This is a genomic window from Pseudomonas sp. TAA207 (assembly GCF_001529285.1).
Taxonomy (GTDB): domain Bacteria; phylum Pseudomonadota; class Gammaproteobacteria; order Pseudomonadales; family Pseudomonadaceae; genus Aquipseudomonas; species Aquipseudomonas weihenstephanensis.
The window spans coordinates 227,006-241,335 of record NZ_LLWJ01000071.1 but is presented as its reverse complement, the minus strand read 5'-3'; the positions used below and the strand labels follow the sequence as shown (position 1 = coordinate 241,335).

Annotated in this window: 15 protein-coding genes, 1 tRNA gene and 1 pseudogene; 9 read left to right on the top strand and 8 right to left on the bottom strand. The window is 58.4% G+C overall.

The window, feature by feature from the left end; all coding sequences use genetic code 11:
* Positions 1-3: 3 nt before the first annotated feature.
* From AP059_RS19255 to cyoE, 3 genes are read left to right on the top strand one after another with little or no spacing between them, the layout of a single operon-like run.
* Complete coding sequence (locus AP059_RS19255) at positions 4-630, top strand: cytochrome o ubiquinol oxidase subunit III (RefSeq protein ID WP_048362581.1); 627 nt, start codon at positions 4-6, stop codon at positions 628-630.
* Complete coding sequence (gene cyoD, locus AP059_RS19250; RefSeq protein ID WP_048362582.1) at positions 631-957, top strand: cytochrome o ubiquinol oxidase subunit IV; 327 nt, start codon at positions 631-633, stop codon at positions 955-957.
* A 10-nt stretch (positions 958-967) separates the two neighbouring features.
* On the top strand, positions 968-1,855 hold the full coding sequence (gene cyoE, locus AP059_RS19245) for a heme o synthase (RefSeq protein WP_047273811.1): 888 nt from the start codon (positions 968-970) through the stop codon (positions 1,853-1,855).
* Between the two features lie 227 nt (positions 1,856-2,082).
* Here the strand turns inward: cyoE and AP059_RS19240 are convergent, their stop codons facing one another.
* Both AP059_RS19240 and AP059_RS23115 read right to left on the bottom strand, forming a co-directional pair.
* A complete protein-coding gene (locus AP059_RS19240) occupies positions 2,083-3,213 on the bottom strand; it encodes a methyl-accepting chemotaxis protein (RefSeq protein WP_371260641.1) in 1,131 nt (376 codons plus the stop codon).
* Positions 3,214-3,642: pseudogene (locus AP059_RS23115) on the bottom strand (MCP four helix bundle domain-containing protein); the annotation flags it as partial.
* A 412-nt stretch (positions 3,643-4,054) separates the two neighbouring features.
* On the opposite strand from AP059_RS23115, the gene AP059_RS19235 reads away from it, so the two are divergent.
* The 3 genes from AP059_RS19235 (at position 4,055) to AP059_RS19225 (ending at position 6,686) form a co-directional block, all read left to right on the top strand.
* Complete coding sequence (locus tag AP059_RS19235) at positions 4,055-4,606, top strand: DUF924 family protein (RefSeq protein ID WP_371260640.1); 552 nt, start codon at positions 4,055-4,057, stop codon at positions 4,604-4,606.
* Positions 4,607-4,727: 121 nt separating this feature from the next.
* Positions 4,728-5,048 (top strand): hypothetical protein, encoded by a 321-nt coding sequence (locus tag AP059_RS19230; protein WP_059765046.1) that lies wholly within the window; start codon positions 4,728-4,730, stop codon positions 5,046-5,048.
* Between the two features lie 75 nt (positions 5,049-5,123).
* Positions 5,124-6,686 carry a hypothetical protein gene (locus AP059_RS19225; RefSeq protein WP_059765045.1) on the top strand — a complete coding sequence of 521 codons (1,563 nt, stop codon included), beginning with the start codon at positions 5,124-5,126 and terminating at the stop codon, positions 6,684-6,686.
* A 1-nt stretch (position 6,687) separates the two neighbouring features.
* Here the strand turns inward: AP059_RS19225 and AP059_RS19220 are convergent, their stop codons facing one another.
* Positions 6,688-7,140, bottom strand: coding sequence for an Lrp/AsnC family transcriptional regulator (locus tag AP059_RS19220; RefSeq protein ID WP_059765042.1), 453 nt, complete (start codon positions 7,138-7,140; stop codon positions 6,688-6,690).
* A gap of 158 nt (positions 7,141-7,298) precedes the next feature.
* Between AP059_RS19220 and AP059_RS19215 the strand changes: the two genes are divergently transcribed.
* Entirely contained in the window at positions 7,299-7,916 is a 618-nt protein-coding gene (locus AP059_RS19215; protein ID WP_059765040.1) for a LysE family translocator, read from the top strand.
* A gap of 162 nt (positions 7,917-8,078) precedes the next feature.
* Here AP059_RS19215 and AP059_RS19210 read toward each other — a convergent pair whose 3' ends face one another.
* The 3 genes from AP059_RS19210 to AP059_RS19200 all read right to left on the bottom strand — a co-directional run bounded on the left by AP059_RS19210 (position 8,079) and on the right by AP059_RS19200 (position 12,081).
* Positions 8,079-10,511 carry a TonB-dependent siderophore receptor gene (locus tag AP059_RS19210; protein ID WP_059765038.1) on the bottom strand — a complete coding sequence of 811 codons (2,433 nt, stop codon included), beginning with the start codon at positions 10,509-10,511 and terminating at the stop codon, positions 8,079-8,081.
* A 98-nt stretch (positions 10,512-10,609) separates the two neighbouring features.
* Positions 10,610-11,578: a FecR domain-containing protein gene (locus tag AP059_RS19205; protein ID WP_059765036.1), complete on the bottom strand. Its 969-nt coding sequence runs from the start codon at positions 11,576-11,578 to the stop codon at positions 10,610-10,612.
* Positions 11,575-12,081: a sigma-70 family RNA polymerase sigma factor gene (locus tag AP059_RS19200; RefSeq protein ID WP_059765034.1), complete on the bottom strand. Its 507-nt coding sequence runs from the start codon at positions 12,079-12,081 to the stop codon at positions 11,575-11,577. Before AP059_RS19200 ends, AP059_RS19205 begins: the two co-directional genes overlap by 4 nt.
* 182 nt (positions 12,082-12,263) lie before the next feature.
* Here AP059_RS19200 and AP059_RS19195 point away from each other — a divergent pair, with 182 nt between their 5' ends.
* Positions 12,264-12,659, top strand: a complete 396-nt coding sequence (locus AP059_RS19195; protein WP_059765031.1) for a c-type cytochrome — start codon at positions 12,264-12,266, stop codon at positions 12,657-12,659.
* Here the strand turns inward: AP059_RS19195 and AP059_RS19190 are convergent.
* Entirely contained in the window at positions 12,653-12,982 is a 330-nt protein-coding gene (locus AP059_RS19190) for a hypothetical protein (RefSeq protein ID WP_059765029.1), read from the bottom strand. The two genes, AP059_RS19195 and AP059_RS19190, sit on opposite strands and share 7 nt — an antisense overlap.
* Positions 12,983-13,075: 93 nt before the next feature.
* Positions 13,076-13,160: transfer RNA gene (locus AP059_RS19185), tRNA-Leu, on the bottom strand.
* Positions 13,161-13,266: 106 nt separating this feature from the next.
* Here AP059_RS19185 and queA point away from each other — a divergent pair.
* Positions 13,267-14,328 carry a tRNA preQ1(34) S-adenosylmethionine ribosyltransferase-isomerase QueA gene (gene queA / locus AP059_RS19180; protein WP_048362594.1) on the top strand — a complete coding sequence of 354 codons (1,062 nt, stop codon included), beginning with the start codon at positions 13,267-13,269 and terminating at the stop codon, positions 14,326-14,328.
* Positions 14,329-14,330: the final 2 nt, after the last annotated feature.

Genomic DNA, 14,330 nt, shown 5'->3' with positions numbered 1-14,330 from the left:
ACCATGTCGAACTTAGCGACCCATGCTGGACACGCCCATGGTCAAGACCATGGGCATGATGACCATCACCACGACTCGGGCGAGATAACCATATTTGGTTTCTGGCTCTACCTGATGACCGACTGCATCTTGTTTGCGTCGATCTTCGCGGTGTACGCGGTACTGGTTAACAACGTAGCGGGTGGCCCGTCGGGCCACGACATCTTCGAACTGCCGTACGTGCTGGGTGAAACCGCACTGCTGTTGGTCAGCTCGATCACCTACGGCTTCGCCATGCTGGCGTTGTTCAAGGGCAAGAAAAGCCAGGTGCTGTTCTGGCTGGCCATGACCTTCCTGTGCGGTGCCGGCTTCATCGGCATGGAAATCAACGAGTTCCACATGTTGATTTCTGAAGGCTACGGCCCTAGTCGTTCGGGCTTCCTGTCCGGGTTCTTCACCCTGGTCGGTACCCACGGTCTGCACGTGACCAGCGGTCTGATCTGGATGGCGATCATGATGTATCAGGTCCAGAAAAATGGCCTGACAGCGACCAACAAAACCCGTCTGAGCTGCCTTAGCTTGTTCTGGCACTTCCTGGACGTGGTGTGGATCTGCGTATTCACCGTTGTTTACCTGATGGGGACTCTGTAAATGGCTAACGCACATTCTGACGGCGCGAACCACGGCAGCGTGAAGTCCTACGTAATCGGCTTCATCCTGTCGGTCATCCTGACCGTCATTCCGTTCGGGCTGGTGATGTACCCATCGCTGCCTAAAATGACCACCCTGGCGATCGTACTGTTGTTCGCTGTGGTTCAAGTGATTGTTCACCTGGTGTATTTCCTGCACCTGGACCGTTCGCCTGCACAACGCAATAACGTCACAGCGCTGGTATTCGCAGCCCTGGTTATTGTGCTGCTGGTGGGCTTGTCCCTGTGGATCATGTTCAGCATCCACACTGAAATGATGGCGAAGTGAGGTAAGCCCGATGTCCTTTAAGCACTTTATCCAAATCACCAAACCGGGGATCATTTTCGGTAACGTGCTTTCTGTGGCAGGCGGGTTCTTCCTGGCCTCGAAGGGGCATTTTGATCTTGCCCTGTTCCTGGCTGCGGTGATCGGCACCTCCTTGGTGGTTGCGTCGGGTTGTGTATTCAACAACTGCATCGACCGCGACATAGACATCAAGATGGACCGCACCAAGAACCGCGTGCTGGTGCAAGGCCTTATCTCCCTCAAGGTGGCGTTGGTTTACGCCACCTTGCTGGGGGTTGCAGGCTTAGTGCTGCTGTATCGCGTGGCCAACCCGCTGGCAGCATTGTTTGCCGCGATCGGCTTCGTGATCTACGTCGGTCTGTACAGCCTGTACTTCAAGCGCAAGTCGGTTCACGGCACGCTGATTGGCAGTCTGTCGGGTGCAATGCCGCCTGTTATCGGCTACGTGGCTGTGAGCAACAGCTTCGACCTGGCCGCACTGACTTTGCTGGTGATGTTCAGCCTGTGGCAGATGCCGCATTCCTACGCCATCGCGATCTTCCGCTTCAACGACTACCTGGCCGCATCGATTCCGGTGTTGCCTGTTAAGCGCGGGATCAAAGTGGCCAAGAAGCACATCCTGCTCTACATCCTCGCGTTCCTGATCGCGACCCTGATGCTCACCCTCGGCGGTTACGCCGGTATGAGCTACATGGCCGTGGCGGCTGCGATGGGCATGTACTGGCTGTACATGGCGTGGACCGGTTACAAAGCGGTCGACGACAAGGTGTGGGCACGCAAGCTGTTCGTGTTCTCGATCTTCACCATCACCGCGCTGAGCGTCATGATGTCCCTGGACTTCAAAGTGCCGACGGAGTTGTTACTAACTTACGCGCACTAAGAGCCTCAGGACAAAAGATCCCCGCCCTTCGAAAGAAGCGCGGGGATTTTTTTTAGTCCAGGTGGGCGACGGTCTTGCAGGCAGGCTTGCTGAGGGGCCTGCATGGCTTCACAGGCGTTGATCCTCAGCTCTTCGGGGGCCATGTCCTCGAAGTCCTTTTGTGCTGGCCATGCAGCGCTGTCCTGTGGCAAAGCGCTGCACGGTGCCGGCTCCAACAGGCAGCGGGGTTAGAGGCTAAAACGCGCCACCATTGCATTCAGGTCGGTGGCCAGGCGCGCCAAGTCATTGCTGGCAAGGCTGGTCTGGCTGGCGCCACTGGCCGATTGCACAGACAGGTCGTTGATGTTGATCAAGTTGCGATCCACTTCGCGGGCCACTTGTGCCTGTTCTTCAGCCGCGCTGGCGATCACCAGATTGCGCTCGTTGATTTCGATCACCGCGCCGTTGATGGTTTCCAGCGAGATACCTGCGCCACGGGCGATGTTGAGGGTCGACTCGGCGCGCTCGGTGCATTGGCGCATTGAGCTGACGGCGTGTTCGGTGCCGCCCTGAATGCTGCCGATCATGTGCTCGATTTCGCTGGTCGATTGCTGGGTGCGGTGGGCCAGGGCACGGACCTCATCGGCCACAACGGCAAAGCCGCGTCCCGCTTCGCCTGCGCGCGCAGCTTCAATGGCGGCGTTGAGGGCCAGCAGGTTGGTTTGATCGGCCAGGCCGCGAATCACGTCCAGTACTTTGCCAATGTCTTGCGACTCTTTGGCCAGATTGCCAATCAGGTCGGCGGTGGTTTGCACGTCGCTGCCCATGCTCTCGATGGCGGTCACGGTTTCTTGCACCAGGTCGCGCCCGTCACCCGCCGAATCAGCTGCACTTTTGGAGGCTTGGGAAGTGCTCACGGCATTGCGGGCCACTTCTTCGACCGCGCTGGTCATTTCGGTCACGGCAGTGGCGGCCTGTTGAATCTCATTGTTTTGTTGCGTCAGCCCTCGGGCGCTTTCGTCGGTCACGCTGTTCAACTCTTCTGCGGCGCAGGCCAGTTGGGTGGCGGAACCTGCGATGTGCTGCAAGGTGTCGCGCAGCGTGTTTTGCATGCTCTGCATCGCCAGCAGCAACCGCGCGGCTTCATCACGGCCTTCGACGTTGATCGGGCGCGTCAGATCGCCACTGGCAATGGTCTCGGCTGCTTGCAAGGCTTGGCTGATGGGGCGGGTGATGCTGTTGGTCAGCAGCCACGCGCACAGAATGGTCAGTGCGGTGGCAATGATTAGCAGGGCGATGGTGAAGTTGAAGGTGGTGGCGTAGTTTTCAGTGCTTTGGCGATTGGCGAGAGCGCTTTGTTTGGCGTTGATGTCCAGCATGGATTCGATGGCGGCGCTGATATTGCGTGACACCACACTTAGCGGGCCGGCTTGCAGACGTTTCAATTCGTCTTGTTGATCGTTGCGCGCCAGTTGGATCAATTGCGCTTCCAGGGTGCGGTACTGCGCTTGCTCACGGCTTAATTGCTCATAACTGGCTTGTTCTTGCGCGCTGCTGATGAGCGCAATGTAATCGGCCATGGCCTTGTGCGTGCTTTCTTCCAGTGATTGCAGCTCGCTGAATATACGGGCCTTGGCGTCTGGGTCCGGCTCATCTCGCAGTTGATAGCTCAGTACGCGTTGGCGCTGGTTGAAGTAACTGAAATTATTGAGACCGACCAGGCTGGGCATGTCGCTGGTCGCAATGCTCTGTCCCACTTGATGGATTTTGTTCATTTGTACGAGGGCGTAAATGCCCAAAATCAACATCAGGGTGCCGATCAGGGAGAATCCCAGCAGCGCACGTGGGGCAATGTTCATGTTACGTAAGTTCATCAGCGATCCTAAAAATCAAAGGCAGCCTGCACGCGGGGTGCAGGTAAGACAGCGGCGCGAACAGGCTCGCACCAAACAGTAATGGCGCAATGCTATCGTCCGGTGGCTGGATAACTTGACCTTAGAGTCAAACTAATTTGTGAAAAAGTGTGCGCCGAGGTCGGCCTGCTTGCATTGCTTGACCCGCGCGTTGAGCAAGGCATCGTCTTGCTTGAATGCGTTGGGGCGAACAGGGCGCGGTCAAGACTGGCTGCGCACGTCTGAATACGCCCGTTACAACCTCACAATCGGTCTAAGGTGTAGGCATCGTTTTTCATCACACCCAGAGGAATAGCGCGTGATCACCATCGACAGCAACGTTCAACCTTCTGCGCACAGCGTGATTGAGTTCTGGAAACAGGCAGGTCCAAAGCATTGGTTCGCCAAGGATGAAGCGTTCGATAACCGGTTTCGCGATGTCTTTTTCATCCCCCACTTCCAGGCCGCCCGCCGCGAATTGGCCCATTGGATGTCGGCACCTGACAGTGCGCTGGCGTTGTTGATCCTGCTCGATCAATACCCGCGCAATGCCTTTCGTGGCACCGGCCATATGTTCGCCACTGATCCGCTGGCACGTTTTTATGCGCGGCAGATGATTGAGGCGGGAATGGACAAGCAGATCGAAGCCTCCTTGCGGGTGTTTTGCTACTTGCCTTTCGAGCACTCCGAAGATTGGGCCGATCAGCAGTTGTCGGTAAAACTGCACCAGGACTTCGAGCCAAAAGACGTCAAATGGGCCAAGGATCACGCGGACATCATTGAAAGATTTGGTCGTTTTCCGCATCGCAATGAGGTTTTGGGGCGCGAGACAACCGATGAAGAGCGCGCCTTTTTAGCGAGTGGGGGATTTGCCGGGTAAGGCGCTTGAGCCTGAATAATGCCGCCCTGATCGGTGGCTCATAATGTTCAAGGTTTTCTGTCAGGCGGTTCGCGAGACAGTGAGTGGGTAGTCATTACCTCTCATTAAAAAGGAACGCGTCATGTCTGATCATGAAAACCTCGGCTCCCCCTACCGTTCGCAACTGGCTGCGTGCAATGACCATTACCACGCGGTGCGCTCGATCAATAAATACGGCCCTATCGCCCATACCCACGCCTTGGCGCAGGTGTTTATGATGCAAAAAGTGGCGGATGACGAGTGGCAAGCGCTTGAAATGGCGCGTGTGTCGCTCGACCAAACCCGGCGCCTGGCCGCGGGTGAACTGCTTAACAAGCAAGCCCATGCCGTACTCAATGCACATTCTGCCCGGCACGCAGCGGGTGAAGATTGCGCTGCCCCCGCAGGTTTTTTGCCTGCGTGACAGCACTCAGGCGCCAGACGCGTTCGCGCTTGGCGCTTCACCCCGTGGTTTGTTGGTGATTAGAAGGCCTGACAGATGAACAACACTCAAAAAGTAGACAGCCGCACCCGTGACTCCCTGGCCCCGACCGTGGCCGACATGCTCACGGTCTCGTTACAGGAGAGCAAGGAGCTGATCAACCGCACCTCATTGTTCGAGGCCTCAAATGTGCTGGGGGCTTTTTCCACGAGCGTGGTCGACTACGGCAAGAGCGCCCGAAAATGGCGTGCGCATACCTTGTCGCGTCTGCCTCTGGAGCACTGGAAGCACAAAGATGGCTTCTTTTATGTAGCGCCGCTCAAAGAGGCGTCGCTCAAATACATGAGCACCACCGCGCCTGACGCCGCGGACGAGAATGCCTGGAACCAACTCGAAAATCGCAAAGCGGTGCACAAGGCATTAGTAGAAATACTGCCTGCGCAGGTGCGTCAGCAGTATGCGGCCATGCTGGAGTGGACTCAGATCGAGCCTCAGTCAGAGACTCAGCCGGTGCTGGAAGACATGGCTTTGGCTCGCAGTATTTATGCCTTGGACCAGCTGTTTTACCGGGAATACGCGGTGTGTGAAGCCCGGTTGCGGCGCGAAAAAGGTTTTGCGGACGGTGATTCGATCCCGTGCGACTGGATAGGCTGGCTGGCCGACAAGGCGGCGCAAAAGGTCGATGCTCATCTGTACGTGTGGGGTGTGCAGCCGCTGCCTTGGCAGGTCGATGAGCGCGATGAAGCGGGCCAGCAACCCGCCGAGTCATCAGTCGAAGGGATCTACAAACCTGACGGTGAGCTCACGCTGGAGTTGCTGTGCAACTTGGTAGGGAATCGGGCATTGCTTGAGTCCGCGCGTATCGCAGAGCTGGCCGATCAAGCCACCAAGGTCAGTACTGACTTGCTGCACGCGCTCAATCGCAATGGCAAGTGTGAAGTCCCTGAAGTGCGCAATTGCAACGACCTCAGAAACGAACTAACAGCATGGTTTGGCGATGAGGGTGTGTTGGCGCATGAGCCCGGATTCGGCACGCCGCTCAAAGGCCATAACCTGGAGGTGGCGCTGTATCACGCCTTAGAGGTGCAAAAACACTATGTGAAAACGCGCGGAGCCATCGACCCTTCTGCGCATCGTAACCCGGACAACAGGTTTATTTTTGCGCTGGCCCTGGTGGCCTGCTTTTACGCGCAGGTCAGCCTGGACAAGGAGTATTCGGGCAGTACGTACGCCACCTATGCGGTGTTCCCGGCGCAGAACAAAGCACAGCGTTTTGAACCCTTGCCAGCGCATGCCAGAGAAATGCTCAAGAGCCTGTATGGCCAAATGTTCTATGCCAACACCGGCTGGGAGATTCGTGCAGAGGCGATAGAGGCATACGCCCAAAACTTCGCGCTCAAGCGTTCTTGCTTGCAAGAGCTGACATTCAACACCTTCAAGCGCATGGCCCCAGAGCGACTACTGGCGCTGCACCAAAAACTGGCTCGAATGGGGCAGAGCAAGAAAACCAGGCTGTTGCAGTCAATGCCTGAAGGCGCCACGCCGCCCAGCGAAATGGCCTGCATCCTGGCTGCGATTGATGACCTGTTCTCCCCGCAAGCCTTGGCGGCTGCTCGATAGGTTAAAGCGGTAATACGCGGTCATGGATGACCCGCTTCATCACCAACGTTGACACCAGACGCTGCACGTTAGGCAGCGCACTCAGTTGCTCATCGTAGAGCTGCTGGTACGCGGGCAGGTCCTTGGCGATGACATGCAGCAAATAATCCGGGTCCCCGAACAATCGTTGCGCCTCCACGATCTGCGGGATCTCAGGCAGCGCTGCTTCAAAATCGGCAACCGCCTGGCGCGTGACTTCGCGCAAGGTCACGAACACCATCGCCGAAAAATTCAGCCCCAGCTCACTGGGTGCCAGCACCGCGCGATAGCCCAGAATCACCCCGGACTCCTCCAGTGCCCGCACCCGGCGATGGCACGGTGACAGGCTCAGCCCCACGCGTTCGGCCAGCTCGGTGAGAGAAAGCCGACCGTCATGGTGCAGCTCAGCAAGAATCTTTCGATCAATTCGATCCACTTGGAAGAACCTTCTAATTAGGCGGGGTTGGGCAGGTATAAACGAAAGATAATCCTAGCAGCATTTGCTTAATCTTCTACTGGCTGCTTTCACCTGTGCCGGTGTGAGCAACACGGCTTATTTTTTATAACGTGTCGCTGAAAGAAGGTATTTATCCCGTGACTCTGAGTGTTCTGGCCGCTTTCTGGGCGGTGTCATTTTTGTTCATCATCACCCCCGGTGCCGATTGGGCGTATGCGATTTCAGCGGGCATGCGTGGGCGCTGGGTGACGCCGGCCGTGGCGGGCTTGCTTTCGGGGCATTTGCTGGCAACGGTGGTAGTGGCCGCGGGTGTCGGCGGGTTGATGGCCAGTAATCCGATGATTCTCAAGGGGCTGACCGTGGCCGGTTCGCTGTACTTACTGTGGCTGGGGGTGGGAATGCTCAGAAACCCGGCGGTGCCTGAGTCGGGTCGGGTTCAGGTGTCTGACACGTGGTCGCGCTGGGCCTGGAAAGGGTTGTGCGTCAGCGGGTTGAACCCGAAGGTGTTCTTGTTGTTTTTGGCCTTGTTGCCGCAATTCACCGATCCGTTATCGACATGGCCGATCCCGGTGCAAATCGTCGCGTTGGGTGGGTTGCATGCCCTCAGTTGTGCAGTGGTGTACTTGCTGGTCGGGTTTGGAGCCCGCTCGGTGTTGCAGACCCGCCCTGGCGCGGCGCAAAAAGTGAGTCAGGTATCGGGGGCGGTGATGATCGTCATCGCCGGGGTGTTGTTGAGTGAGCAGGTGTTCGCATAGCGTGCTGAACCCTTGCGTTTGCACCAGTTTGAGCTTGATCCGATGTTTGATTGGCAGCGCCCTTGGGGCATGGAAGCGGGCATTACCGTGCTGGGTCGGGGTTGGCCCAACACGGCTGTGTCGTTAACCTGGCCAGAGCAGCTTGACGCTGAGGCGCCGGGTTTAAAAATCCGCCTTGAGCGACATCACGAGGTTGCGCGGTTCACCGTAGAAATTGCCAAACCCTTCGGTGCCCACGGTGGCGTAATAGCGCTTGTCGAGCAGGTTGTTGCCGTTCAGTGCCACCGACCAGGTGTCGTCGATGCGATAGCCAATACGCCCGTTCCACACGGCATAACCCGCTTGGCTGATGTCGTTGCCGCTGATAGGGGATACGCGGTAGTTGCTGCTCTGAGCGTTAACCCCGGCGCCGACGGTCACGCGCTCCAGCGCGCCCGACAGTGCGTAATCGGCCCATACGCGTAGCAGGTGGCGCGGCACATAGGCGTTGTAGGCCAGGCCATCCTGTTCAGGGTTGGCGTCCTCCAGCACTTTGGTCTGGGTGTAGGTGTAGCCGGCCAACACTTGCAGACGGTCGATGACTTCACCGCTGATTTCAGCCTCGAAACCTTGAGCACGGACCTTGCCGGAGTTGATCGAACAACTGCTGTCCGGGCACCGCGGGTCGTCTTGGGCGGCGTCCTTTTGAACCGTGCGGAACAGGTTGAACGAGCTGTTCAGGCGCCCGTCGAGCCATTCGCCTTTGATCCCCAGTTCATAGCTTTGCCCGATCAGAGGTTTGAGGGTCGTGCCTGTAAAGGTGGCATAACCGCCTTGCGGGGTGAAAATGTCGGTGTAGCTGGCGTAAGTGGTGAGGTTGTCATTGAGGTCAAACAGCACGGCGGCAAACGGGGTGACTTGCCCGGTCTCTTTGGCCTTGGCACTGAGAGGAGTGCCCTCGCCGCGCCAGTACGAGATCTGATGGCTGTCAGAGGAGTACCAACTGACGCGGCTGCCCAGCACCACCGTCAGCGGGTCGGCCAGTTTCAGTCGAGTGAGGGAGTAGGCGCCGTATTGCTGGATACGCATGTCCAGCGGGCCGCCTCGTGAGGCATTGGCCAAGTAATAGCTTTCGTCAGGGCGCGGCAAGTGGTGGTCCGGGTTGAGTACGTTCTGACGCTGAGGCAACGCGGCCACAGCGTAGAAGTCATCTTTGTGGGAACGGCTGGCATTGGCCCCCACGATCAGTTCGTGCTGTTGGCCGAAGGCATCAAATTTACCGTCTACGTACGCATCGAACCCGTAATCGACCTGGTCGTAGTCATACGTGCTGCCCAGCATCAAGGTGTGAGTGGCGGTGGCGCCGACGGGCACCGAGCCGCTGGGGAACGCGTACTCCATGTTTTGTGTGTTTTTGGAGTAAACCCCGGCGACTTTCAGTGCCCAGTCGTCATTGAGCTGGTGCTTGAGGTCACCGAACACGGTGGTGCGTTTGCTGCGCTGGTTGTTCCATGCGGTATTCAGGCAAGTGGAGCGTTTGAGTTTCAGGTCGCTGCCATCGGCATAGCGCGGCAGCCCACCCCAGCAGGGTGTGGCGTCGACGTCTTCATAGGCCAGGCCCAGCCCCAGCGTGGTATCGGCGCTAAGGTCGAAGTCCAGAGCGCCGTAGTAGATCTGGTCTTTGCGCGCGGCCACGTCATAAAAATACTGGCGGGTCTGTTGCGTGACCACGGCGCGGCCACGCACGGTGCCAGACTCGTTCAACGGGCCGCCAGTGTCGACCTGGCCCCGGTAGTTGTCCCACGTGCCCGCAGAGAGCGACAGTTGCGTATGCGGTGTGTAATCGCCACGTTTGCGCACAAAGTTGATCCCGCCTGCCGTGCCGCCCGCGCCTTTCATCATGCCAGCGGCGCCACGCAACACTTCCACCCGGTCATAGATGGCCATGTCGCTGTTGAAACTGTCGGCTTGCACGTAGCTGCTGCCGATGTCCAATGGCACACCGTCGTATTGGTACTGCCCGGTCATGCGAAACCCGCGCGAATAGAAATACTTGCCGCCCATGGGCGAGTCGTACACGGTGATGCCGGGTGTTTTTTCCATCACCTGCTCAATGGTGTTGAGGTTCTGGTCGTCCAGCATTTTGCGGGTGATGACCGTGACTGATTGCGGGGTCTCCTTGAGGCTGTGGGACCCCTTGCCGATGGTCACTGCCTGAGCGGTGTAAGAGCCGGAGCCTTCAGTGGTGGCGTCGCGGTGTTGCTCGACGATGTGGGTGAGGCCCAGTTGCAGCGCCTCGCCGTTTTGCGGGGCGGGTTCGACGCTGAAGTCACCTTGCTCTGTAATGCGCAATTGCAGGCCGCTGCCGCTAAGCGCCGTGTTCATCGCCTGTTCGGCAGACATGTGCCCCATTACCGCTGGCGCCTGTTTACCCTGCACGAGGGTGGGTTGCAGCGAGATGATCTTGCCGCTCTGGCTGGCGATGGCATTGAGCGTATTGGCCAGCGGGCCAGACTTGAGATTGAAGCTCAGGTCTTGCGCCTGAAGCGCGGCTGAGTTGGCCAGCGTTGCCAGGGCAACAGCGACAGTTAGGGCATGGGGCCACGGATTGAGCACGGCATTCTCCTGATCGTGTGCAAGTGTCAGGAGATAGGTGGGATGAGAAATGAAAACCGGACACAAATAAGATTAATTTTCAAAAAGAAATCGCCCGCTCATTTGGCGCTGATCACTGTCAGCCACGGGCTGTAATGGTCCACACGGATCGCAAGGGTGTGTGCCAGTGCCGTGAAGGCGCGTTGCGGATCATTGAGCGGGTACACGCCTTGTACGCGCAAGTTGCGCACCTCGGGCGCCACGCGCACATAACCCCGGGTATAGGGCCGCAGCGCATCGATCACGTATTCAAGCGAATCATCCAGCACATTGAGCCGGCCGCTCTGCCAGTCGGCACGCTGGCGTTGTTCGCCGGGTAGCCGACTGATGCGGTCGGTGTAGAGCAGCGCGCTCTGACCTTCTTGCACATTCAGCACGGTGCCGTTGAACAGTCGTGCTTCAATGCTGTGCTCAAGCACGACCACACGGCTGGCGCCAGGCTCTTGGGCCACCAGAAAGCGCGTCCCCAGGGCGCGGATTTCGCCTTGCGCGGTGCGCACACGCAACGGGCGGTGCACATCAGGCGCAACCTGGATCACCAGTTGGCCGTGGCGCAGAATCACCAGCCTTTGCGTGGCATCGAATTGCAGGTCGACCGCGCTGTTGGCATTGAGACTCAGATGGCTGCCATCCGCGAGGGTGTAATCCTGTCGCTGAGCATGGCCCGTCGACAGGTCCGCCAGCAGCGAATCCCCCACCGGGCTGCGGGCGCCCAGCCATAACCCGCCACCGAGCAACCCCAGGCCCGCGATCACGCGCAAAGCATCGCGGCGCGAGGCGTGGGGTTGCAGCAGTAACTGACGCGCCTCGCCCGCCTGGCCGGGTACGCGTTTATCCAGTGCGCGTACGGTGTTGAACGCGCCGCCCAGGCGATCGTGCAGCAGCGTCCAGGCTTGCTGGTGGGTCGGGTCTTGGCTTAGCCACTGGTTAAAGCGTGCTTGCAGTGCAGCATTTGGCGTGCCTGCGCGCAGCTTGACCATCCAGTCAATCGCCTGCTCGCCGACAGGGTCCAGCGCTGGCTTGCTCATACGCCCGAATCGCTCAGGTAACACTGGCGCAGGGCTTGTTTCATGTAGCGACTGACGGTGCGATCCGACAAGCCCAGTTTTTGTGCAATCGCCACATAACTCAAGCCATCGAGCTGGCTGTACAGGAAGGTGGCCTTGACGATCATGGGCAAGCCGTCGAGTGCGCGGTCGATGGCGATTAGTGCCTCTGTCAGTTGCCATTGCTCTTCGGGGGAGGGCGCCACGGCTTCGGGCAATAGGGCCAGCCGTTCCAGATACGCCAACTCCAGCTTGCGCCGCCGGTGGCGATCGAAGATAAGCCGCCGCGCAATGGTCGACAGGTACGCACGAGGTTGCTCGATGGTGTCAGGGTCGACTTGGGCCGCCAGCAACTGGCAAAACGTATCCGCCGCCGTGTCCTGCGCATCAGCATGGTTGCGTAAGCGTCGCTGAATATGTTGCAGCAGCCAGCGATGGTGATCGCTGAAAAAGAAACCCAGCTTGCTGGTTGGGAGAGATTGCACCGGTCGGCTTTCCAGAGGTGAGTGCGAATAGTTCTCAATATTAGCGGCGAGATGATGGCCACTGCAATCTCTGGTTACGTGCAGGTGCGAGTTGCGCGAGTGAGCTGTGAATGGTGGCGTGGCGAGGAGGCGGGCATAATCGTCGGCTGAAATTGTGTGCAACATCTGATCTGGAGTCGCTCATGAACCTATCGGCTTTCACCACTTTGGCCCTGACCATCACGCTCGGCATTTTCAGTGCCGCGGCCGCGGCGGCGGGTGATGCCGACGCAGGGGCCAAGTTGTTCACCAAAACCTGCGGGGGCTGCCACAGCATCGGGCCGGGTGCGCGAGGTGGTTTCGGTCCGCAGCTCAATGGCGTGATCGGACGCACTGCCGGGGTCACGCCGGGTTATCAATACTCGGACGCGATGAAGAACTCAGGCGTGGTCTGGAGCCGCGAAACGCTGGCCGCCTACATCGAGGCGCCGAAAAAAGTCGTGAGCGGTACACGCATGATTTTCTGGGGCATCAGCGACCCGCAGAAGATCGACGATCTGCTGGCCTATATCGCGACCTTTCAGGACACCGATCACTGAATGTCTTTGAGGTAGTCTTTGAGCTGCTCCAGCGGGGTGTGCAGTTGGGCCAGCGTTTTCGCGTGCTGGAACGCACAGGCCAGCTTGTACAGCTCGCGGCCCAAGGGCTTTTCGGCACCGCCCAACGCGTTTAACGCCTGCCTCAGGCACTCGGCGACTTTGTGCTGAATGCCCGCGATATCGCCGTTACGCACCAGCAAGGCAAAGAGTTCGCGTTGATAGTCAGCCATCACATAATCGTCACGCAGCACCGGGCTTTGACCGTCCGTCTCGTGCACCAGCTTGAGAGAGAAAAGCGCAACTGCCTCCAGCGACGATTCCATGCAATAGGTTCCTGTGAGTGGGTGCCAAGCAAGCGAATTCACTTTTTGACAGGCGAAAAAAAAGACCTTGAATTTCAAGGTCTTTTTTTAAGATGGTGCCCCGAGGGAGACTCGAACTCCCACTTCTTGCGAAAACGGATTTTGAATCCGCCGCGTCTACCAATTCCGCCATCAGGGCTCAATGGCGGCGAAGTATAGAGATGAGTTTTAGGTCGGTCAACAACTTATTGGTCTATTTTTACTAAGTCCGTTAAACTCCCCGGCCCTGCTAGACGAAACCTATCATGCGCGTTGCTGACTTTACTTTCGAACTCCCTGATTCGCTCATCGCACGCCATCCTTTGGCGGAGCGCCGCAACAGTCGCCTGCTGACCCTGGATGGGGAGAGCGGGGCGCTGGCACATCGTCAATTTACTGATTTGCTTGAACATTTGCGTTCGGGTGATTTGATGGTGTTTAACAATACCCGGGTGATTCCGGCACGCCTGTTTGGCCAAAAGGCTTCGGGCGGCAAGCTGGAAATTCTGGTTGAGCGCGTGCTCGACAGTCATCGGGTGCTAGCGCATGTGCGCTCCAGCAAGTCGCCAAAGCCAGGTTCAAAGATCCTGATCGATGGCGGTGGCGAAGCGCAGATGCTGGCGCGCCACGATGCGTTGTTTGAGCTGGGCTTTGCTGAAGAAGTGTTGCCCTTGCTGGACCGTGTCGGGCACATGCCGCTGCCGCCGTACATCGACCGTCCGGACGAAGGCTCGGACCGTGAACGCTATCAAACGGTCTACGCTCAGCGCCTGGGTGCTGTGGCTGCGCCAACGGCCGGGCTGCACTTTGATGAGCCGCTGATGCAGGCCATTGCCGCCAAAGGCGTTGAAACGGCGTTCGTGACCCTGCATGTGGGCGCGGGCACGTTCCAGCCGGTACGGGTTGAGCGCCTTGAGGATCACCACATGCACACTGAATGGCTGGAAGTGGGCCAGGACGTGGTGGATGCCGTGGCGGCGTGCCGTGCACGGGGCGGGCGAGTGATTGCCGTGGGCACCACCAGCGTGCGTTCGCTGGAGAGCGCAGCGCGTGATGGCGTGCTCAAGCCGTTCAGTGGTGACACCGATATCTTTATTTTCCCGGGCCGGCCGTTTCATGTGGTCGATGCGCTGGTGACCAATTTCCATTTGCCAGAATCCACGCTGCTGATGCTGGTTTCGGCGTTCGCCGGTTATCCCGAAACCATGGCGGCCTACCAGGCTGCGGTCGAGCATGGATACCGCTTCTTTAGTTACGGTGATGCAATGTTCATCACCCGCAATCCCGCGCCGACGGCTCCTGCCCCGGCCCCAGAGGATCAAGCATGAGC

Coding starts and splice junctions, on each gene's coding strand:
- AP059_RS19255 (WP_048362581.1), top strand. CDS start 4: ATGTCGAACTTAGCGACCCATGCTGGACACGCCCATGGTCAAGACCAT.
- cyoD (WP_048362582.1), top strand. CDS start 631: ATGGCTAACGCACATTCTGACGGCGCGAACCACGGCAGCGTGAAGTCC.
- cyoE (WP_047273811.1), top strand. CDS start 968: ATGTCCTTTAAGCACTTTATCCAAATCACCAAACCGGGGATCATTTTC.
- AP059_RS19240 (WP_371260641.1), bottom strand. CDS start 3,213: ATGCTGGACATCAACGCCAAACAAAGCGCTCTCGCCAATCGCCAAAGC.
- AP059_RS19230 (WP_059765046.1), top strand. CDS start 4,728: ATGTCTGATCATGAAAACCTCGGCTCCCCCTACCGTTCGCAACTGGCT.
- AP059_RS19225 (WP_059765045.1), top strand. CDS start 5,124: ATGAACAACACTCAAAAAGTAGACAGCCGCACCCGTGACTCCCTGGCC.
- AP059_RS19205 (WP_059765036.1), bottom strand. CDS start 11,578: ATGAGCAAGCCAGCGCTGGACCCTGTCGGCGAGCAGGCGATTGACTGG.
- AP059_RS19195 (WP_059765031.1), top strand. CDS start 12,264: ATGAACCTATCGGCTTTCACCACTTTGGCCCTGACCATCACGCTCGGC.
- AP059_RS19190 (WP_059765029.1), bottom strand. CDS start 12,982: ATGGAATCGTCGCTGGAGGCAGTTGCGCTTTTCTCTCTCAAGCTGGTG.
- queA (WP_048362594.1), top strand. CDS start 13,267: ATGCGCGTTGCTGACTTTACTTTCGAACTCCCTGATTCGCTCATCGCA.